Source organism: Blastopirellula marina (genome assembly GCF_002967765.1).
GTDB lineage: Bacteria > Planctomycetota > Planctomycetia > Pirellulales > Pirellulaceae > Bremerella > Bremerella marina_A.
The window spans coordinates 702,259-723,055 of sequence record NZ_PUHY01000005.1 but is presented as its reverse complement, the minus strand read 5'-3'; the positions used below and the strand labels follow the sequence as shown (position 1 = coordinate 723,055).

Below are 20,797 nucleotides of genomic sequence, written 5' to 3'. Positions count from 1 at the left end.
GCACCGGACGCGTGCTGGGTGCCACCAAATCGAGAGGTCAGTCCGTTTGCTCAGTCAGGTACTTCCCGTAGTAGTAACGGAACTGGTGATAACTGAGGCCTAGTTCTCGGGCGGCGGCGGCTTGGTTGTTTTGGGTTTGGGACATGGCTTCGCTGAGCATTAAGCGGCAGAAGTTGTCGAGCCGTTCTTTGAAACTGCCGCCCGGGATTTCCGGCGGGGTAGCGGCCAGCATACCGATGTCGTCGGGAGTGATCTCGTCCGTCGTGTCGCGATACGCGGCGCGTTCGATGATGTTCTTCAATTCCCGAACATTGCCAGGGAAGCGGTACTTTCGGAGCACTTCGATCGCCGAGCGGGCCAGCTTCTTACCGGCGAACAGGGGAATCTCTTTGGCGAATTGATCTAGGAAATGCTGGGCGAGGACTTCGATATCCCCTTCGCGTTCACGCAGGGGTGGCACTTCGATGACCTCGAACGCTAGACGGTCGTAAAGGTCGCTGAGGAATTCACCTTCGCTAATCTGCTTACGCAGGTCGACGTTTGTTGCGGCGATGATGCGGGCCGTGGTATGCAGCTCGTTACGACCGCCGACGCGGTTATACGTACCGTACTCGACCACGCGTAAAATCTTTCGCTGAAACGGCAGCGACATGTGGCCGATCTCGTCAAGGAACAACGTTCCTCCACTGGCCTGACCAAACTTACCATCGCGTGTTTCATCGGCCCCAGTGAAGGCACCTTTTTCGTGGCCGAACAGTTCGCTTTCGAGCAAGTCGGTCGAGAACGCCGCGCAATTAACTGTCACCATCGGTCGGGCATGATCGCCATGAGCAAAGTGAATTGCGCGGGCGACCATTTCTTTACCAGTGCCTCGTTCGCCTTCGATTAACACGGGCCGAGGAACGGGCGCTATCAGGCGAATCCGCTGGACAATCGACTGGATCTGGGGCGACTGGCCGATGATCTGCCCGCGGAAGTGAAGCTCTTCCTGCAATCGCTCGTTCTCGGCATCAAGCGACCTGGCCTCGCGCAGCACCTGCAGGAGGTAACCCATCTTGCCGAGCAACGTCGCTACGCGGGCGTTGAGTTGCGGGCCACGAACCAGGAAGTCGTTGGCCCCCATAGTGATCGCCGAAGCCGCCGTCTCGACGCTTCCTTGATCGGCGGCAATGACGATGAGCGCCGTCGACGAAAGCCCCCGCATCGCGGTGACGATCCCGGAACTAGTACGACTGCCATGAATCACGAACAAGCTGTCGTCAGCCTGGTCGCGAAGTTCACGCAAGATGTCAGGGTCTTCGCGTAAGACTTGGACGTTACTTTCGGGCGCAGCATCACGAAACGCGGAGCTTAGGTCGTCCAGCGGATCGTTGGGGGGCGTGAGGATCGTAATTCGAGCGATATGCATGGCCCCAATCGTAACTTGATGTGAGACTTTTCACTACATCTAGCGAAAAGTCTCACATCGCAAACCAGGGTCACTTTTCGTAAGTGTCTACTGCCTAGCAGTTTATGGATTTCGAAATAATTTGGCATGACCGATGCGTTAAGGAGCGGAAATCTAACCCGCACCCTTTGTGGAGACCATCGATGAACTGTGAATTGAGTTGGACTCAGTTACTAACACGCCGGGCAATGATGTTGGCAGGTATCGCCGCATGTGCCGCAGGGACCGAAATGAGCGTCGAGTATTACCTCTGGCCGAGCGTCGCCAACACGCTGGCGATGCATCAGTTCGATTCGGCCGGTTGGTCGCAGACTATGCAGTCGGCGGTGGCCTGGCATTCGATCATGCCGGTCGCATTGTGGTCGGCTGTGATGGTAGCCGCGGCGGTGCTGTTTGTTCCCCTGATGATCAGTCCGCGCTGCGTAGCTTGCAAAGTGGCTCGCGCGGCACGTTCGAGCGGATCGTCCCACTCGTCGCTCGGATTGTTAGCCGTCGGCGTCGTGGTTCTGGCCACGGTTGGTTGCCGCCCGTTCGATCGACCGGAGTTCGAGGAGATCGATACTTCGGAAACGGGTTTCCTGATTCCGCTGGAAGGCGAAACCGATCAACAAGTCACCTTCGAGTCGGAAAGCTATTTGGCCAAGCGTAAGGTCGCTGCCAAGCGAGTTCAGGTACCGCATCGCTGGGTACCAACCGGCCGCATGTACTATGACGGTGAATGGCTCGATACGGTGCGTCTGATCAAGGTCGATCGATCACCTGTCACCCGGGAATGGACTGCGGACGTTAACAGTGGGACCAAGAACGCCAACGAAGCGATTTGGATCGAGAGCAAGGACTCGGTCGGTTTTTCGGTCGGCTTCAACTGCACCGCGTTCATTGAAGAGGAAGACACGGCTCGTTTTTTATACATGTATCGGAGCCGCTCGCTGGCCGACATGATGGACTCGGAAGTGCGGGCCCGAATTCAATCGGTCGCGGCTGAAGCTGCCGCTCGCTATGACTTGGATGAACTTCGCTCGCGCAAACAAGAAATGGTCGACGACGTGCGCGAAGACGTGATTCCGTTCTTCAAAGAACGAGGGATTACCATCACCACGGTCGGCATGTTCGGTGGCTTCACCTACCAGAATCCCAAAATCCAGGAAGCGATCGACGAAACGTTTGTGGCTCAGCAAAAGAAGGTGGTGAATATGGCACTGTTCGATGCTCAGCAGAAAGAGAACGAACGGATTGAACTGGAAGCGGAAGGTCAAGCCAACATGGCCCGCACTGTGGCCGAAGGGGAAGCGGACGCAATTCGTAAACTGGCCGAAGCAACTCGGGAAGCTAAGTCCGACCCACTGTTCGTCCAGCTGAAACAATTGGAAGTCGAGCACGATCGAATTGAGAAGTGGAACGGCGAATATCCTAGCTACCTTTTCCAAATGGGCGGAGGCAGCGATTCACCGAACTTGCTTCTTGAACTGCCCGCCCAATCCGCCCATACCGAGTTGGGTAAATCGATCAGCAGCACGCAGCATTGATCGAGCATGCTGCGTGAACATGGCACCCAGTCGTAGGTCAGGCTGTGCCTGACGGAAGCTGGTACAAGCATGGTGGAACGATTCCCAAGGCGTGTCAGGCACAGCCTGACCTACGGAGCTGCGTTACCTGGAAGATTGCGTGCAACGCAACGAAAACGAACCACTCGTCGCGAAACATATTATTTGACTTGCCCGCTGCCGAAAGCAGTGGGCAATTTGGACGCAATCTCAAAATTAGCGAAACTTCTGCCCATCTTGCACTTGCAGAAGATCGTCGACGACGATCTGTTCCCCTTCGGAAACGCCGGACGCAATGACGAACTGGTCTTCGGTTTGGCCCTTGACTTCAATCTCACGCCGGTGGGCTACGTTTTGATCGTCGACCACGAAGAGGTACCGTTTGCCATCTTGCTCGAAGGTGGCACGTTGGGGAACGACCGTGGCGTCCTTGAACGTTTTGCTGATATGGATCTTTCCAGGCCGCGCGTGAAACGAACTTCCCCGGCGATTCTCGAAGCTGGCATGCATAATGACTTGTGCTGTTTCGCTAAGCGTTTCGAAGTTTGGCTCAAGCTGACCAAGTTCCCCGTAGGTCTTGCCATCCTCAAACTGAAGTTCGATCTTCAGATCACGTTGTCCTCGGTACGCCTCGTGTATTGAATCCGTTACATGGAAGTCGGCGATTAGCGGACCATGCTCGGTGACGCTCATCAGAATGTTTCCCTTGTTGAAGTCTTGCCTCGCAGGCGTTGTATGATCGATCACGATCCCGTTGCACGGAGCTCGGCACTCAATGATCGAATCTTTGGAATCACTCGCATTCTCGCCATCCTCCGTCGTCGGAGAAAACGTGAAAAGGAGTTCTCCTTTTTTGACGCTCTGAAAAGTACGAGAATACTTTTTATCGAAGCGGCCCTTGGCGGGTGATGGGATACTGTGAATCTTTGGCCCACTCACCAATGCCACGTGCTGATGTTCGATGGTGACCGTTTTCGATTCGACGCGGGCAACCTTCGCCGGGTCGCTGAAGGGTAACTGGGAAATGGATGCCGCAACTTTCTCCCCGTCGCGCACCTCGCGAACGCGATCCAAGACGATCTGCTCGCCTTGGCGGATACCAGAGGCGATGACGAAATTGTCTTCCGTTTCACTTTCGACGAAGATCTCGCGTTGATGAGCAATTCCCTGATCGTCGACGACAAATACGTAGTGATTGCCACTTTTCTCGAATGTGGCTCGCTGTGGAACGACCAGGGCATCATTCATGGTGTGTGCCAAAAGCACCGTTGCAGATTGCCCAATGCTCATCTTCCCATCAGGGTTCGGGAACTCGGCTTGCAGGTGAACATTTCCAGATGCAAGTTCGACTTCGCCGTCGATCGTAGTCAGCTTTCCAGGCAGGTCGTACCTCTTTCCATTCGAGAACATCAGGGACAGCTTTAACTCGTTGTTCGAATCCCACCGGATGATCTCCTCCAGTCGACTCGCCGGAACGTTGAAGTCGACAACCCCAGGTCCAGCTTCGGACAGGATGATCAGTTTATCTCCTTTTTTGGTCCGATCTCCCTTCTTGAATTTCACGCCCCAGACGAATCCATCAAACGGCGCTTGGATCGCACTGTTGGGGTCTTGAGCAGGGGTGTCACGATCACTTGAGCTTTCGGCCGATGTGGTCTCGAAAATCAAATCTCCCTTGCGGATCTTCTGCCCTGTCGTGACGTAAACTTGATCGACCGTCCCGTCCACTTTCGCCTCAACGTATCCGACCGTTCGCTTCTGAATTTCTCCGACGTAACGATTGGTGATCGTCACCGATTGAGCTTCCACGGTTCCGACTTGGATGGTCTTGGCAACTGGCCGATCGGCTGTTGTGGTAGGTGCCACCACCTTTTCTCCATCTTGGACCTGGTCGATGCCATCAACGATGACTTGCTCACCGACTCTTACTCCTGACTTAATGACGTAGCAATCCTCCCATGGATTCATTACGGTAACATCACGCAGGTGAGCGATTTGATGATCGTCCACAACCAACACGCAGGTTCGATTGTCCCTCCGGAACACGGCCTCTTTCGGGACTAGGGTGACATTTTCGAGCGTTGGGTTGATCTCGATCCACGCCCTTGTTCCCGTCCCAACCTTTCCTTCCGGATTGGGGAATTCGGCTTGCAGTTCGATGTTTCCATGCGAGTCAACCTTCCCGTCAACCTTCGTCAACTTTCCCGCGTGGTCGTACTTCTTCTCGTTTTTTTCAAACACGAGCTCCATTTTCGTATCGCCGTTGAGTACGCTTTGCACAAACAGCAGACGTTCGTCTGGAGAAATATCGAAATTGACGATCGCCGGACCGTTGGCGGATAACAGCATCAGCATATCTCCCTTTTTCACCTGGTCTCCCTCGGCAACCTTCAACCCAATCACGAAGGCATCGAAGGGAGCCTGGATAGCTTCTTTCTCGTTGTCGGCCGAAACAACTTCCGCAATCAGGTCTCCCTTCTTCACCTCTTGCCCAAGGTGAACATTCAAATCCTTGACTACGCCATCTCGGTTCGGGGTCAAGAATCCCAAAGCACGCTCTTGGAGACGGCCCAGATAGAGGTAACGAACCCTGACCGTCTTTGCTTCGACCGCGGCAACTTTCACACGTTTGGCAGTGACTTTCACCGCTTCCGCAGCGGGCTTTTCAGCAGGTTGGGGCTCGTTTACTGCGACCACTTCTCCAGGCTTTTCCTGAACCGTCGCAATGAGTTTTTCCCCCATCCTAATGCTGAACTTCTTCCGCGAGATGGTGATATTATCACTAGGTTGATCGAGGACAATTTCGTAATTGCCGCCGTATAGCTTAGTGACTTGAACGCCGGGATGGATTTCCAAGTCACGATAGGCCTGTCCATCCCGGCGAAGGTGGATGTGCAGGTTGGCGTCTTTGGAATCGATGATCAATTGGCCTTTGGAGGTGTCGAGGGTAAACCGGGCACCGAGAATTAGCAGTGCCAAACATGCGGCCAGGGTGGTCCATTTCCAAATGTTGTGCGGCGGCTGCGATTTGATAGGTCGAGGTATCGCGCTGGGTGATTCGGAATGTCCGTCGGCATCCGGAGATTGATCGCGTGCTGTCTTAATTACGCGATTTAGTTCTGACGTATCGCAGTACGGAGCCAAACGCTCGGCGACTTCCTCCGCCGACTGCGGCCTTTGTTCAGGATCGCGAGCGAGCATCTGCATCACGAGCTGCGTCAAAGCAGGAGGAAGATCGCCGCGAATGGATTCGATCGGCGGCGGATCGTGGCTGGCGATGAGACGTAACTTCTCGATCGGACTTCCTGCCCGGGAAGCCCACAGGGGAGGGCGGCCAGTCAGCAGACGATAGAGCGTTGCACCCAGGGCATAGATATCGGCCCGTTGATCTGGCAGTTCGCTTCCTTCAGCCTGTTCAGGGGCCATGTAATCGAGCGTTCCCATCAACTGACCGACGGTCGTGAGCTGCGTTGCTTCGTCACTCCACAGTGACATCTGCGCCAGGCCAAAGTCTAAGATCTTCACCTGGCCGTTCTCGTCGAGCATGAGGTTCGATGGCTTGATGTCGCGATGAACAATCCCTTTTCCATGGGCATACGCTAAGCCGACGGCGGCCTGACGGGCGATTTCGCAAGCATCGGCAAACGATAGTGGTCCAAGATTTCGGCATACCTGGCCGATATCAAGCCCGTCGATAGCGTCCATCACCAGGAAATGGATTCCATCAACTTCGCCAGCATCGGTCGCCCGGACGATCGCAGGGTGATCGAGCTGACCCGAAGCGCGAATCTCACGTTGAAAACGGGCGACAATATCTTGTTGTTGGGCGGAAAGGGCTGGCAGAAGCTTGATGGCAACCTGCTTGTCGAGGTTTCGGTGCCGCGCCAGGTACACGGCTCCCATCCCACCACGTCCGAGGAGACGAATGAGTTGATAAGCTCCGATGGTCGGCGATGTAGCCATTGTCAGATGACTGGCCACTTTCAGGCGATCGGCCAGGTTCGCCGAGAACGCTTGGGCCGCGGCGATTTCTGGACTAGCATCTACGGAGCTTACTCGATCCGAGGACTTCCACTTCCGCAACACTTCGACCATCGAATCGGACTCGGCTTCGAGCTGATCGATTGTTTGTTCGCACGATTCGCACTGATCTAAGTGGCTTTCCAGGTCAGCGGCGGCGATGCTATCCAATCTACCAGAAAGATACTTCTGCAGATCGTCAAGATCTGGACAGTGGGCTGCGATCATGTTGGAACATCCTAGGAAATAAAAAGATACGTGTTACTATTATCAAGATCGCTGCAGGTGTGACACGTCTTTTCTTGGAGTTTCCCCGATGGCTCGCTCGTCGGAATCGACCAGTCCCAGCTTGATCCTTCGCGTGCGGAACGACGATTCGGCTGCCTGGCGGGAATTGGTCGAGCTCTATTCGCCGTTGATCGCCTATTGGTGTCGGCGAAAGGGTTTGCAGCCGGCCGCGATTCATGATTGCTTGCAGGAGGTTTTCTTTGCCGTGCTGAAGTCGCTCGGCTCATTTACCCCGACCGGTACCACTGGCTGCTTTCGTGCGTGGTTGTGGACAATTACACGCAATAAGATCATCGATTCGCTCCGCCGCGAAGGCCAGCATGCCGACGCGACCGGTGGGACCGAAGGGCTTGCCGCGATGCAAGCACTGCCCGACTTGGCGGAGGCGGATGAACCAACCGATGATCTCCACTTCAATCAACTCTTGCACCGAGCATTATCGCAAGTGCAGAACGAGTTTGAAACGAAAACCTGGCAAGCGTTCTGGCGAACCACGATCGACTCGATCTCTGCTCGACAAGTGGCCGAGGAACTCGAGATCAGCCCAGCATCCGTTCGCAAATATCGCTCTCGTGTGTTGCGACGTCTGCGTGAACAGTTGGGGGATGCGGGCTAACTAGCATTCGGATTTGCGACCCGAGTTTTGACGCTCAGTCTCGACGTGATCTTACCTCATCCAGCCGTCGCGCAGTCGTGCCGAGCACCCCTAATTGTGGCTTCTGGTAATGGCATGAATCGAGCGTTGTCGGAGAGATCGACCAAGCTGCGGCGATTTGCATGACGTGATCCTCGTCGGGATAGCTAAGATCTTCGCGATCCCAGTAGGAATCGTCTTCCGCCTCTGGTAAACGTTCGTCGAAGAAGCGGAAGCCTAGATTGTGTTCTTCCGGAGTCATCTCGCCTTCGTCCCAGAAGGTTTCGCCTGACTCGCCGAGGTAGCCAAAGCCGCGAATGAGTTGTCCCGATACCGCTTTAGCCCAGACATTGTAGCCGACCACTCGGTGGGTAGAAAAAGCCTGAGCTTCGCCGAAGACCTGACTCAGCTGAAGGAGCGGATCAATCACCTCTTGGCGTGCATTCGTGCTACTCGGGGGCAGATCAAAGCCTGCCACGAACGTCCATTTACCGATCGGCGGTGCCACGAACACCGACTGCTGGTAAGCATGCAGGATGCCGGTTTGCCAGTTCGCAGGCTGCGGATTTTGAAGTTCAATGGCAGCGACCACTGCGCTGGTGTCTTGCGTTGGGAATGCCCACCAGGTGTTCTTGTAGCCGAATCCAGAGGGAAGATCCGGTATCTGTGGTTGCAGACAATAGACCGGCGGCGATTCCGATTTCGGTGGGGTCGGCTTCTTGCGTCGAAAGGGCCACATGATTTACCTGGACATCAGACTCGGTTAGGACGGTGCGACAAATTAGTATAAATGGTTTTGAGGTTCAGCTACCGTTCATCTTGCGACTTGAAATCGCCAAGTTTCTTCGTCCGTTTCTCCGCGTCAACTTCTGGAACGTAAGCATGATAACGATTGGTGTTGGGCTTCTCTTGAAACCATAGTCGCCCACATTCGTCGCACTCTACGGCCGCGAGTGTAAGATCCAAAAACTGAGTCACGAGTAGGTCGTGAATCATGTCCCCTGGCGAGACGGTGGTTGGGTAGCCGTCGCCCAAATGTTCTCGTCGCCAACTCTCGACGTCGTCATTAGCAAAATGCTGAACGTAGCTATCGACGATTCTTGAAATCGAGATAAAGAATTCATCCATGCAAATATCCGATAAAAGACAACCTGAGACATCACTCGGACTTAGCGTATCCGAGATAATATTCCCGCAGGTACATCGCAGTTTGCTCATGCCATTTCTCCATTTCGTTTTCGCTGAAGTGAAACAGTCTTGCATTGAGACATGCCTATTTGCGTTGTTATGCAAAGCTGATGCAACCTCCTAACCTATTCCGGTGAACCAAAGCTTACGAAACCTTGTCGGAGAAACTGTATGCGCCTTAATTCCAACCAATCGTCTCACTTTCTTAGCTTTGTGTAACAAACATGTCACGCCGTATTTGCTTCATTGGCCTCGATCAACCTCAGAATGACTGGTTCCGCGCTCGGATAGAATCGCCGATCGTTTGTTACGAAACGTTGCCCAAGATCGTTGTGCGGGACGGCCAGCTGCTGGTCGAAGCGCTGAGCGGGTTTGGTTATCGGCCTGTTTCCGATGTGGTGTTTCATGGCATCTTCGCGGACGATCACGACTTGATCGCGGGACTTGCGTTGTGGGGAGGCCGTTGTTTGCCAGATGCGCGGGCGATGATGGATTGTCGCTTGAAATTACCATGTTTAGTTCGTGCCCTACAGGTCTCGCAGTTTGCTGCGCCGAACCGGGGGTTTGTTTCGGCGGGCGCGACCTTTACCACCGACCAGCCGCGGGTAGCGAAATGGGGAAACTTCCATTGCGGCGAGAACAAGCAAGTCTTCGATGGCCAGTGGCAAGCTGAAGAAGTGGCGATTGTTGAACCTTTCCTTGCGGGGGACGCCGTGCGTGTCGTCGTCATTGGCGAACGAGCATGGCAAATCAAGCTGGAAGGGGACGGCTGGTTGAAGTCGATCCACCATCCCACGGCCCAGCTAATTGAAGCCGACCCAAGCTTGGTAAGCGATACCCGGCAAGTCGCAAAGGCGTTGGGCTTGGAGATCGCGGCGAACGATTACATTGTCACGCCGGACGGACAACCGCATCTCTTAGAAGTGAACCACATCCCGAACGTCACCCGTTTTCCGGAAATCTGGGAAGCGTATTCGCAGTACGTGGACGAGTGGGTGCGTCGCGGCCAGTGAATTGACAATCGATAGACGGTTATCCAAATTAGGCAGTGAAAGTTCGTCCGCGATTCCCTTCGAATTCCTCTCACGAATGTCCCACATCATGGCCAAGTCGAAGCGAAACTCGAAAAAGACTATGAAGAAGCATTCGATGCCGCGGCTTAAGTTCGAACACGCGGGCAAGCCTCTCACGACGGCCGAGCTCAACTATTGGGCTTCCGAGCTACGCCTGACCGAAGAGCACCAAAAGCTGTTGAAGAAGTCGAATGGCGGTCGGCCTGATCAGGAGTATTTTCGTTGGGAGCGGCCCCATGACGAACTCGAAGTCATGTGCCTCGACCGCTTTTTCGGACTTGACCCAAGTCCCTTTGGGCCTGACCGAAGTATCGACTGCTTGAGCATCATGGTGCGATTCCGCGATTACTTGCCACGTTACGCGATACCGGTGGCGGCGTTGTCTTCGGATGATTTACTGCTCACGTTTCACTCTGGTCCTCGTGTTGGGCAGATCTGGCTCTTCTATTCACCCCATCATGTTGACGTGGACGATCCGGAAGATGGCATCGCGTTTGTGGCGAGCTCGCTGAACGAGTTTCTGAACATGCTGACCGCGCCGGAAGATCCGTACGATCCGATAACCATCGCGCTCGATTCGCCCAAGGTGCGGGGAAAACAACTCGCGATCTTATTGAAGTCAGTGGGATGCAAAGTGTTCAAGTATAAGGGGGTTATGTACTCACAGGTCGCCTTGCCACCCGCATGGGAATGGCCAAACTATCGCCGCGCTGCCGGTGGCCTAGAGGAAACAGATTTACCAGCCTTTTTGGCGGTCGAAAAGAATCTGACTTACGGATACGCACCGAAGTGTGACTTGCGTAAGAAGGGGCATCCGATGCTACGAATCAACGTTACGAAGTCGCAGCGAAAGAAGTGCGTGAAGGAACTACTTGGCCTGCTTGGCGAGCACGCTGAGGTCGTGGACGCTTAGGTCGTGGTGAACTTGGATTGAAACCACTCGGCCTATTTCGCTTCGTGATCCAGCAGTTCGCTGAATACTCGCTCCAGGTCGCGGATATCGACGGGCTTGACGATATATCCGTTGAAGCCAGCGGCGTTGGCGACCTCGCGGTCGGTCGCTTGGCCGTAGCCGCTCATGGCGACGATGACCGTTTGCTGATCGGTTTCGCGAATCTTACGAACCATCTCGATACCATTCATCATCGGCATCGAGATATCGGTCAGGATCACCTCGGGGCGAAACGCTTCGACTTTGTCCAAGCCATCCAGCCCATTCACCGCTTGCTCGACGGTGTGACCAAGCTTTTCAAGCAGACGCACAAGAATCGCACGATTGGCCCGCGCGTCTTCGACGACAAGCACGCGGACGGCACGGCCATTTCCGGCTTCTTCGTATCCGGATGCTGGTAGTTTGGCGGTCTCCATTCCTTCCACTAGAACTGGGAGGCGGACGATGAAAGTCGAGCCATGCCCGACCCCTTCGCTGCGGATTTCAACCGATCCCTTATGCAGCGCCACCAGCGACTTCACGAGCGACAGACCAATTCCCAATCCGCTTTGGCCATGCTGCTGCTTCTCTTTGACCTGATGGAACATCTCGAACACGCGAGCCAGTTCATGCTCTTCGATGCCAATTCCATTATCGCGGACCGAGACGACAACCTCGTCTCCCTCTTGCTTTGCCGTCAGCCAAATGTCGCCTGGTTGTTCGGTGTACTTCGCCGCATTGTTCAGCAGGTTAATCAGGATTTGCGCGAGACGGGTCGAATCGCCTTGCACCAGCAGCGGTGATTCGCCAATGTCCACATGTAGCCGGTGTCCCAAGTTTTCGATCAGCGGCGTCGCCGATTCCAAGGCGCTGCGAATGGCACTTCGGACATCGCATGCCTCAGTCTTCAACTCGATTTTGCCGAGGCTGATGCGGGAGATATCGAGTAGGTCGTCGATCAGTCGCACCATTTGCACGACCTGACGATCGATCAATTCGCTGAGCTCGCGAAACTGGTCCGGGTCGTTATCGATCAACCGCATCAATTGCGTCGCGGACTTGATTGGCGATAGCGGATTTCGTAGCTCGTGCGCCAAGGTCGCGAGGAACTCATCTTTGCGACGATCCGATTCGGAAAGCTCGGCAGCAACGCGTCGCAATTCCTCTTGTAGCTCGTGCTGTTCGCTGATGTCGGTATTCGTACCAAACCAACGCGTGACGTTGCCCGCTTGATCGAGCAAAGGCATAATCTTCGTGAGAAACGGGCGGAAAACACCGTCGGCCCCGCGAAGTGGAAACGACATGCTGAACGGCTTGCCTGATTTGATGGACGCCTGCCAGCGTTCCAGCACTTTCGGCAACACGTTCTCGTCATGAACCGATTGCCATCCCCAGCCGAGCATGTCTTCTTTGGTCGTGCCGGTGTATTGATACCAACGATCGTTGTACCAATAGATGTGCCCATCAGGATCGGCCATCCATGCCAGCTGCGAAATGGCATCGGCCAACTGGCGGAATTGTGTCTCGCTTTCCCGCAACTTCTCTTGGATCTGCACGCGATCGGTGATATCGATCACAGTTCCATCAAAGCTGATCAGCGACCTCTCACTGCCATAATGCTCGAACGTTGCCCGCCCTTTGGCATAAACCCAGTGGATCGATCCATCGGGATGAACTACTCGATACTCGGCTGCGTAGGTTTCGGGATTTTCTCGGTCTACGGCGCGCGCCACTAGACTGCGTACGCGGTCGCGATCGTCTGGGTGAATCGCCTCGTACGCCTGCTCGAGATTGATTTGTTTCGGCGATCCGGTGTAGATCATGTTAAACCGAGAGTCGCTAGTAAGCGTGTTGGTGCGTTTGTCGACGTTCCAGGCACCCATCCCGGCCGCTTCTAGGGCCAGTCGCCATTTGGACTCACTGACGCGCAGCTGCTGTTCTGCACGACGTTCGCCAGTGATGTCGACCACCACGCCTGGAAGTCGAACTGCTTTTCCATTTTCATCTCGTTCGACCTGACCACGAGCAATCAACCAGCGTGTTTCGCCTTCGGCGTTGATCACGCGGCAGGACATTTCCAGCGAGTTGTCATTCTCTAAGGCTTTGGCAATTTTCGCGGCGACTTCTTCCCGGTCGTCCGGATGGATAGCCGCGGCGAACTCTGAGAAGGGCCCTCCGTCGGCCGACTCGTCGCTGACGCCAAAGATGCGGGCCATGTTCTGGTCGGCATCGACCCGATCGGAGGAGATATCGAATTCCCAAGTTCCAATCTCGCCAGCGGCCAAGGTCGTATTCAATCGCGAGCGGGCCGAGCGGATCGCTTCTTCCGCCTGGCGACGTTCGGTAACATCGCGAAAGACCAACACGGCTCCGCGAACCTTTCCCTGGTGGTCGCGAATGGGTGCAGCGCTATCGTCAATTGGAAACGTTCGCCCATCCTTGGCAATCAAAATTGTATGATTTGCCAAGCCGACGACGTGTCCCTCTCGTAAGCAGCGGCTGACCGGATTCTCCGCAGGAAGACCGGTTACCTCGCTCTGGATAACAAACACCGTTTCCAGCGGTTTGCCCCGGGCATCGTCGTTGGACCAGCCAGTTAACTGTTGGGCAACGGGGTTCAGAAACTCGACCTCGCCCTGTTCATTCGTCGTAATGACCGCATCGCCGATGCATTCCAGGGTGACTTGAAGAAGTTCGTTCTCGGCCAACTGGTGCGAAACGTCACTTTTACGAGCAACGAGATCATTCTGCAGCGACGTAAGTTGAGCTTGAGTTTCGGCGAGCTGACGCTTTAACGCGTCGAATTGTTCCTGCAGACTATCATCCGCCATATCAGAGATCTCAGGCTCCCGTTATGCCACTGGCCGTACAAATCCCGGCGGCCTGGGCCGAAAGATGTCTGGGGGGGACGTTTGAATTGTGGTAGTTGACCACTTTGGGTGATCTTAGCCAGTGGTTGCCGGATTGGTAAATCCTACACGGGGGTTTCGGACGCAAGAAGGGTGAAAGTTGCGGTTAAACACGGTTATTCCGAACTTTACCGCGATTGATCGAAGATGTTCCTAATTCCGCCGCGACTTCCTCGGTTAAAGCAAGTGCGATCCCTCCCGAGCACCCAAGTTCCGCCACTTAACCGGCAAGGTCGCCTTCCTTTCCAATCCCGCGAGAAGAAGATTTGTATCGCCAGACGAATCTTCGTAAACTGCCGTCATCGTAGCATGTTACGTGTGCGCCAGAACTGTGCGCGATTCCGGAAAGGGAGCGTGCAGTTGGTCGATTTCTCGAATCTTTCTGTGTAGTAGGCCAAAGTCTAACCGTGCAATCGTCGTCTCATTCGTTCAAACGGGCCGAAGCGGATCTCTCGCTTATCGAGCTACTGGCTTTACAGTTTCCTAACATCGACGCGGCAATCGCCGAATCAGCACGATTGGCCGCGGTTCAAACGCTCCCCAAGGGGGTCGTCCATGTGATAAGCGATATTCATGGCGAAGATAAAAAACTACAGCACGTGATTAACAACGCCTCGGGAACGCTCCGCCCTCTAGTCGAGGAGATGTTTGCCGAGACACTGACCGAAGCCGAACAGGAAGAGTTTTTGACCCTGATCTTCTACCCGGCCGAAGTCACCCAGCGCGTAGGCGAAACGGTCACCGAGCCGGATGAAATCCGGGCCTATGCCCAGCGGATGTTGATGCCGCAATTGGAGCTGCTGCGGTTCCTCGTCTCGAACTTCAGCCTGCGTCTGGCAACCAATGTGTTTCCCGCCGAGTACCGCGAACTGCTGCTGGAAATGATGCACGCTCCGTCGACCGAGCGGGGGCCAGCGTTCGTGGGTGCCATTTTGGATGAACTGGTTCGACGGGATCGCGCGCTGCATTTGATTCACTTGCTGGGACGGTTAATTCGTAACCTGGCAGTGGACGAATTGATCATCGCAGGCGACCTGTGGGATCGTGGGCCGCGAGGTGACCGGGTGATGGACTATCTTCGCTTGCAGCCAAATGTGGAGTTCATCTGGGGCAATCATGATGTGCTGTGGTTGGCGGCCTCGCTGGGACATGAAGCGGCGCTTTGCACCGTGCTTCGTATCTCACTACGGTATCGCCGGATTGGTCAGCTGGACGAAGGCTACAGCGTACCGCTCACGCCGCTGGAACACTTAGCCCGAACCGTTTACGCCGACGACCCGGCAGAGCGCTTCATGCCTAAAGGGGAGGGGATGCGTCCGCGGGAAGTGGTGGCCCGCATGCAAAAGGCGATCGCGATCATCCAGTTCAAGATGGAAGGAAAGATGATCGAGCGGAACCCGCAGTGGGATCTCGATCATCGCCGCTTAATGCATCGGATCGACCATGCCCAGGGCACAATCCAAATCGATGGCAAGACGTACGAACTACGCGACACCAACTTTCCCACCGTCAATCCCGACAACCCGTACGAATTGACGCCAGAGGAAGCGACCTGCTTATCGGCACTGAAGAACTCGTTCCTCAACAGCCAGAAGCTACGCGAGCAGATGCGTTTTCTGGTGGGCTACGGATCGATGTATCTGAAGCGTGACGAGTGCTTGATCTTCCATGGCTGCGTGCCGACCGACGAAGAAGGGAACTTCCTTCCGCTGGAAATCGATGGACGTTCTCTCTCCGGGCGCGCGATGTTCGAAGAGATCGAGAAAGTCGTTCGCCGCGCGGTAGTCGACTCGGACGAACCCGACCTCGACTTCCTCTGGTACCTGTGGAGCGGGCCGCGTTCGCCCCTGTTCGGGAAAGACCGCATCGCCACACTCGAGCGTGACTTCATTGCCGATAAATCGTCGCACCACGAATCGAAAGACGCCTACTTCTCGCTCATTCATGAGGTCGATTTTTGCGATAAGGTCCTCGCCGAGTTCGGCATGGATCCCGAAGGTGGGCTCATCGTTAACGGCCACGTGCCCGTAAAGGTCGAAGCTGGCGAATCGCCGCTGAAGCGGAGCGGCAAAGCGATCACAATCGATGGGGCATTTTCCGAAGCCTACGGAGACTTCGGCTATACATTGGTACTGGAACCAGGCCGAATCGTGCTGGCCCAACACAGTCACTTCGAATCGGTCGATGCAGCCATCCGAGATGGCGTCGACATCATCCCGCAAGTCCAAAGCATTCGGGAGTTCGCTTCCCCCAGACATACCCGCGATACCGAACGAGGCCAACGTATCCGCTACCGCATCGAAATGCTGGAACGCCTCATCGAAGCGTACCAAACCAATCGCCTTCACGAACGCCCGATGAAGGTCTCTGGGTAGGCGTTATGCTGCGTGAAGTTCGTGAGGAAGAGGCTAATTGCGGATGACACCAATAGGCGCGGATTTGAGCTCAAGGATGTCTGGCCATTCGGCTTCACCCCGATACGGATACGCTTCTCACTCTTGGCAGTCTAAAGAGGCTACCGTAAATAGCACTCTCGGCGAAAGTTGAAGTGCGACAAGACGGTACCGTACGCGTCCCTGTTGTCTGCGGTTGCTCCTTACAAATCTTTTTCATTCTCACAAACTACGACAAATGTCGTTGACATCTACGACTCGCGTCGTATATCATGCCAGGCATGAAGAAGAAACTCCCCAAACCGACCGAGGCTGAGCTCGTTTTGTTGAGTGTGTTGTGGCAACGCGGGCCGAGTACGGTTCGTGAAGTTCACGACGCGTTGCCAGATTCGGCGACCGGCTACACGACGACCCTTAAGATCTTGCAGAAGATGTTTGATAAGGGTCTCGTCACGCGTGATGAAACGCAGCGATCGCATATCTACTCTGCCGCGATCGCCGCCGAGCAAACCCAGCGGCAACTGCTCCGAGACTTCGTACGCCGCGTGTTTGCGGGCTCACCAGCACAGATGGTCATGCAGGCACTTTCCGACGAACATGCCTCGAAAGAAGACCTGGCAGCCATCCGCGAACTGCTGGACGACCTGGAATCCAAAGGACAAAAGGGAACTAAGAAATGAGTATCGATCACCTTCTCGATGCCTGTGGCTGGACGTTGATTCACTTCCTGTGGCAAGGCACCGTGATTGGGGTGGTCTTGCTTCTGGCGCTGGCCTGTGTGCCGTATGCCCGTGCACAGCTGCGTTATCTGATTGCCTGCACGGCGTTGACCAGCATGGCGGCGATTGCGACGCTGACCTTCGCCTGGGAAGTCGCGCAACCAGCAGTGGTTGCTGTGGTGCAAGAATCCAAACTTCTCGAAGCTTCAGAACCCTCTGCGGAACCCGTTCCCATCGAGGATCGTTCGATTGAGCCCGCCTCGCTGACGGAGGTTCCACCTGCGATCGAAATGGAGCGGATCGGTGTAGGAACATTTACCGCTCCCACAGACAACGAATTATCTTGGGCACAATGGCTATCCGTCGGCCTGGCCCCGTGGCTTGATCGATTCGTACTCGTGTGGTCGGTGGGCGTCGCGTTACTCGCCTTGCGACTGGCTGTGAATTGGTTCGCCGTACAACAGCTTCGCAGCACTGGCCATACAATCGAAGAGGTTCGCTGGCAGGAACCGCTCATGCGGCTGCGTCAACGTTTGCGGATTCGTGGTTCGGTGTCGCTGCGACAGTCGGCGGCGATTACCGTGCCAATGGTCTTGGGCTGGCTGCGACCGGTAATTCTAGTTCCGACGGAAATGGTCAGTGGGCTGACGCCGGGACAACTCGAAGCGATCTTGGCCCATGAACTAGCCCACATTCGCCGTTACGACTACGCGGTTAACCTGCTACAAAACCTGGCCGAAACAGTCCTGTTCTTTCATCCGGCCGTATGGTGGGCCTCGGCCCAGATTCGGAAAGAGCGGGAATGCTGCTGCGACGCGATCGCGGCCGAGCTTTGTCATGGTCCGCTACCATATTCCGAGGCCCTTCTGGCGGTTGAAACCTTCCGCAGCAGCACACCGTTGGCGATTGCTGCCAGTGGAGGCTCGCTGCTGCAGCGCATCCGTCGCCTGACCGGCCAACCTTCGCGTTCGCCACAAGCCGCCGGAGCAATGCTGGTACTCTTGGTTGTGGTAGGACTGGCAACGATCTTCGCGTTGCAAACGTCCGAAGCTTCCGCCGAGGACGATGCGTCCACGATTTCGGACGAACAGGCAACAAAGCTGGCCATAGCGGCTCATGCGAAAGCCAGAGCGATCGACCGCTTGCCCCGGTTTTACAGTCAGATCGATTACCGCAACGGTGATGTGGCAACCATGACGGCTGAAGAGGTCGTGTCCCTTGAAAACCTCCGCCGCGCACTGACAGAGCCGGTCGCCGAAGAGAAGTGGGTCAACATTGACAACCTACTGGCCTGGGATGCCACTCGTGTCTTGAGTGAATCCCTCTCCCACAGAAACTCGCGAGATAACGATGGAGGATCGGATTGGTACGCCGTACGGTATTACGATTCGAAAGAGGCATGGTGTCAGGAACGGTCGGGCACGCGTCCAGCTCGCTTCTTTCGACTACCCAGTTTCGAAAAGTCGTGGCAACATTCTTCTCCCCTTGCTTATCAATTCATTCAAGCGACACCGCGTACGTTTTGGTGGGGTGACAACGATTATCACAACACGTGCCACAATCGCGTCGATCCTGCCATCGTTACCTATCGTCATCTGGGTCAAGAGGAGATGGGAGGTGAAACATGCGACATTGTGGAATCGAAGGGGCGCGCGGAACGGCTTTGGATTGGTCGCAAAACGGGACTGATTCATGCCGCGCTCTATTACGTGTACTACGGTGGCAAAAGTGACTTGGTGCATGAGCATCCAGCGGTGAAGAAGATCGCAGGCCAAATGTTTCCCTCGGCGAAAGATTACTATGCGTGGTATCGACAACAAAAATCACAGCTGACATCTGCGGAAATCGACGAATTGGGCGAAGCATTTTTTGAGGCCAATTTCGACCACATGGCCAACGCTTCCTGTTTTGTCCAGTTCGGTGACTATCAAGAGATCTCTCCCGGAGCTTGGTATCCCTTCACCCAGGATCGAATCGTTTGCCACACCAGCAAAGAAGGCGAGGGAAAGTATGCTTACATCCGCTGCGAGAGTCGTGTGAAGAAGTGTACGACCGATGTCGATCTCACCGAGCGGATAGAAAAACTGAAACCGCAGACGGGTGACTTTGTACAAGACCAACGGGTTGCCGATGCAGTTATCGAGTACGACTGGCGAGACGACATTTCTCAAGCGGAAATCGATCACCTAGTGCAACAAAAGCAGCTGGAACTACAGAAAAGCCAGGAGTTGATCGATAAGCTGAAAGTCCCCATGCAAAAGCTAGTCGGTCAGGCCGCGCCTCCCTTAACGGATGGCAAGTGGCTGGGCGAGCAGCCGCAGCTAAGTGGCAAGCCGACGCTGGTTCACTTCTGGGCGGCGTGGTGTGGTCCTTGCAAAAACGATTACGCAATCCTAAATCAAATCGCGAAAAAAGGGCAAGTGATCGGCATTCATCCGCCAGGGACGCCAGCGGATGACATCGCTGCCGCCATCCAAGATGGCGCGCATGTCTATCCAACGTTTGCCGCGGCCAAGTCAGACGAAGACCTGGTCGGTGGTTACCCAGTGAAGATGTATCCCTACTGCGTCGTACTCGACGCCGAAGGCCGAGTCGCCGCACATGGTTCGCTGCACGATGTGGCCAGCAAATTTCATGAGTTGAACGATGCTGTCGCGTTGGCGGCAGAGAACAAGGAAGCGGAAGATCCGCAAGAGTCGCCTGAGGAGGAGAAACCCAAAGACGCGAAACTCTCGTTCGCCGAGCGGCAAAAGAAACTCAAACAGGAAGCCGCACCTTATTTACAAGCGATGATCGAAGCAGGCTATCGACTTGATGATGACCAGAATATCAAACGGATTGCCCCACCGTTTCCTGATTCGCGGGCAAAGTGGTACAAAGCCGCCCATCCGTCCCAGTATCAGTCGATTCCCGCTGGCCCCGATTTGCTGACGTTCCACTACAGCGAAGGCAACCTGGAAAGCTGGCGGATGGTTTTCGGTGGCCAGCACATCGGTTCGATCGTGGAGACGATGTTCGATATCTATCCACAAAACATCGCAGGACCAAGCGACTTCCTATCAACCCAAATAACTGGCGACTGGGTCGTGCGCCCGGAGGCCAAAGGTGAGAAGCTTTTGCCAGAACTGAGCACCATTTTCAACGATCAGTTGAAGCTGAACGTGAAGATGCGTTTCGAGGATCAGGAACGGGAGGTCTACGTCATGAAAGGAAAGTACAAGTTCAAGCCGCTGCCGGAGTTCGTACCGAAAGAGGATGCCCCGCGCCACGCCTACTCTCAGTACGATACGATTGAAATCTTCGGCGCGAAAGCCTTTCCTGATGGCGGGGCCGGGGGAGGAACGGGCACTTTCCAGCTCTTCAATCAATGGCTGGGACGCTGGATTGACGTCCCGATCGTCATCGAAGCGACCAACTTGCCGGAACAGAATGTCTCGTTCCGCCTTCATGCTCCGAGTCCGGCCACCCCGGTCGAACTACAGATGGCGCATGATCCGGACCTGGTGTTAGCAACTATCTCGTCCCAGACAGGGCTGGAATTTGTGAAGGAGAAACGCAAAGTGCGGATGCTGGTGATTGAGCCGGGTGAATAACAGGCTGCTACTGGTTGGCTCAAACGCTAGGGGGCGGACAATACATCGAGACGCGCCC

The 20,797-nt window shown here is 55.1% G+C and carries 12 protein-coding genes; 7 read left to right on the top strand and 5 right to left on the bottom strand.

Annotated features, from left to right (window positions below; all coding sequences use genetic code 11):
* Positions 1–37: 37 nt before the first annotated feature.
* Positions 38–1,408, bottom strand: coding sequence for a sigma-54-dependent transcriptional regulator (locus C5Y83_RS07305; RefSeq protein ID WP_105328992.1), 1,371 nt, complete (start codon positions 1,406–1,408; stop codon positions 38–40).
* 182 nt (positions 1,409–1,590) lie between these two features.
* Between C5Y83_RS07305 and C5Y83_RS07300 the strand changes: the two genes are divergently transcribed.
* Positions 1,591–2,973 (top strand): SPFH domain-containing protein, encoded by a 1,383-nt coding sequence (locus C5Y83_RS07300; protein ID WP_158262270.1) that lies wholly within the window; start codon positions 1,591–1,593, stop codon positions 2,971–2,973.
* A 234-nt stretch (positions 2,974–3,207) separates the two neighbouring features.
* On the opposite strand, the gene C5Y83_RS07295 is transcribed toward C5Y83_RS07300, so the two are convergent.
* Positions 3,208–7,239: an efflux RND transporter periplasmic adaptor subunit gene (locus C5Y83_RS07295; protein WP_105328990.1), complete on the bottom strand. Its 4,032-nt coding sequence runs from the start codon at positions 7,237–7,239 to the stop codon at positions 3,208–3,210.
* Between the two features lie 88 nt (positions 7,240–7,327).
* Here C5Y83_RS07295 and C5Y83_RS07290 point away from each other — a divergent pair, with 88 nt between their 5' ends.
* On the top strand, positions 7,328–7,915 hold the full coding sequence (locus tag C5Y83_RS07290) for an RNA polymerase sigma factor (RefSeq protein ID WP_105328989.1): 588 nt from the start codon (positions 7,328–7,330) through the stop codon (positions 7,913–7,915).
* A gap of 34 nt (positions 7,916–7,949) precedes the next feature.
* Here C5Y83_RS07290 and C5Y83_RS07285 read toward each other — a convergent pair whose 3' ends face one another.
* Together C5Y83_RS07285 and C5Y83_RS07280 are read right to left on the bottom strand one after the other, a co-directional pair.
* Entirely contained in the window at positions 7,950–8,672 is a 723-nt protein-coding gene (locus C5Y83_RS07285; RefSeq protein ID WP_105328988.1) for a hypothetical protein, read from the bottom strand.
* Between the two features lie 68 nt (positions 8,673–8,740).
* Positions 8,741–9,151, bottom strand: coding sequence for a hypothetical protein (locus C5Y83_RS07280; RefSeq protein WP_146117686.1), 411 nt, complete (start codon positions 9,149–9,151; stop codon positions 8,741–8,743).
* A 194-nt stretch (positions 9,152–9,345) separates the two neighbouring features.
* Between C5Y83_RS07280 and C5Y83_RS07275 the strand changes: the two genes are divergently transcribed.
* Positions 9,346–10,134: a hypothetical protein gene (locus C5Y83_RS07275; RefSeq protein ID WP_105328986.1), complete on the top strand. Its 789-nt coding sequence runs from the start codon at positions 9,346–9,348 to the stop codon at positions 10,132–10,134.
* Positions 10,135–10,255: 121 nt separating this feature from the next.
* Positions 10,256–11,107, top strand: a complete 852-nt coding sequence (locus C5Y83_RS07270; RefSeq protein ID WP_146117685.1) for an SMI1/KNR4 family protein — start codon at positions 10,256–10,258, stop codon at positions 11,105–11,107.
* Positions 11,108–11,139: 32 nt separating this feature from the next.
* Here the strand turns inward: C5Y83_RS07270 and C5Y83_RS07265 are convergent, their stop codons facing one another.
* On the bottom strand, positions 11,140–13,956 hold the full coding sequence (locus C5Y83_RS07265; protein WP_105328984.1) for a PAS domain S-box protein: 2,817 nt from the start codon (positions 13,954–13,956) through the stop codon (positions 11,140–11,142).
* Between the two features lie 485 nt (positions 13,957–14,441).
* Here C5Y83_RS07265 and C5Y83_RS07260 point away from each other — a divergent pair, with 485 nt between their 5' ends.
* From C5Y83_RS07260 to C5Y83_RS07250, 3 genes are all read left to right on the top strand, one after another.
* Positions 14,442–16,409, top strand: coding sequence for a fructose-bisphosphatase class III (locus C5Y83_RS07260; protein ID WP_105328983.1), 1,968 nt, complete (start codon positions 14,442–14,444; stop codon positions 16,407–16,409).
* 299 nt (positions 16,410–16,708) lie between these two features.
* Positions 16,709–17,107, top strand: coding sequence for a BlaI/MecI/CopY family transcriptional regulator (locus tag C5Y83_RS07255; RefSeq protein WP_105329141.1), 399 nt, complete (start codon positions 16,709–16,711; stop codon positions 17,105–17,107).
* Positions 17,104–20,739, top strand: a complete 3,636-nt coding sequence (locus tag C5Y83_RS07250; RefSeq protein ID WP_105328982.1) for a M56 family metallopeptidase — start codon at positions 17,104–17,106, stop codon at positions 20,737–20,739. The genes C5Y83_RS07255 and C5Y83_RS07250 overlap by 4 nt, the downstream gene beginning before the upstream one ends.
* Positions 20,740–20,797: the final 58 nt, after the last annotated feature.

Bases quoted from the DNA above. Each gene is read 5' to 3' on its own strand.
- C5Y83_RS07305 (WP_105328992.1), bottom strand. From the start codon at position 1,408: ATGCATATCGCTCGAATTACGATCCTCACGCCCCCCAACGATCCGCTG.
- C5Y83_RS07300 (WP_158262270.1), top strand. From the start codon at position 1,591: ATGAACTGTGAATTGAGTTGGACTCAGTTACTAACACGCCGGGCAATG.
- C5Y83_RS07295 (WP_105328990.1), bottom strand. From the start codon at position 7,239: ATGATCGCAGCCCACTGTCCAGATCTTGACGATCTGCAGAAGTATCTT.
- C5Y83_RS07290 (WP_105328989.1), top strand. From the start codon at position 7,328: ATGGCTCGCTCGTCGGAATCGACCAGTCCCAGCTTGATCCTTCGCGTG.
- C5Y83_RS07285 (WP_105328988.1), bottom strand. From the start codon at position 8,672: ATGTGGCCCTTTCGACGCAAGAAGCCGACCCCACCGAAATCGGAATCG.
- C5Y83_RS07280 (WP_146117686.1), bottom strand. From the start codon at position 9,151: ATGAGCAAACTGCGATGTACCTGCGGGAATATTATCTCGGATACGCTA.
- C5Y83_RS07275 (WP_105328986.1), top strand. From the start codon at position 9,346: ATGTCACGCCGTATTTGCTTCATTGGCCTCGATCAACCTCAGAATGAC.
- C5Y83_RS07270 (WP_146117685.1), top strand. From the start codon at position 10,256: ATGAAGAAGCATTCGATGCCGCGGCTTAAGTTCGAACACGCGGGCAAG.
- C5Y83_RS07265 (WP_105328984.1), bottom strand. From the start codon at position 13,956: ATGGCGGATGATAGTCTGCAGGAACAATTCGACGCGTTAAAGCGTCAG.
- C5Y83_RS07255 (WP_105329141.1), top strand. From the start codon at position 16,709: ATGAAGAAGAAACTCCCCAAACCGACCGAGGCTGAGCTCGTTTTGTTG.
- C5Y83_RS07250 (WP_105328982.1), top strand. From the start codon at position 17,104: ATGAGTATCGATCACCTTCTCGATGCCTGTGGCTGGACGTTGATTCAC.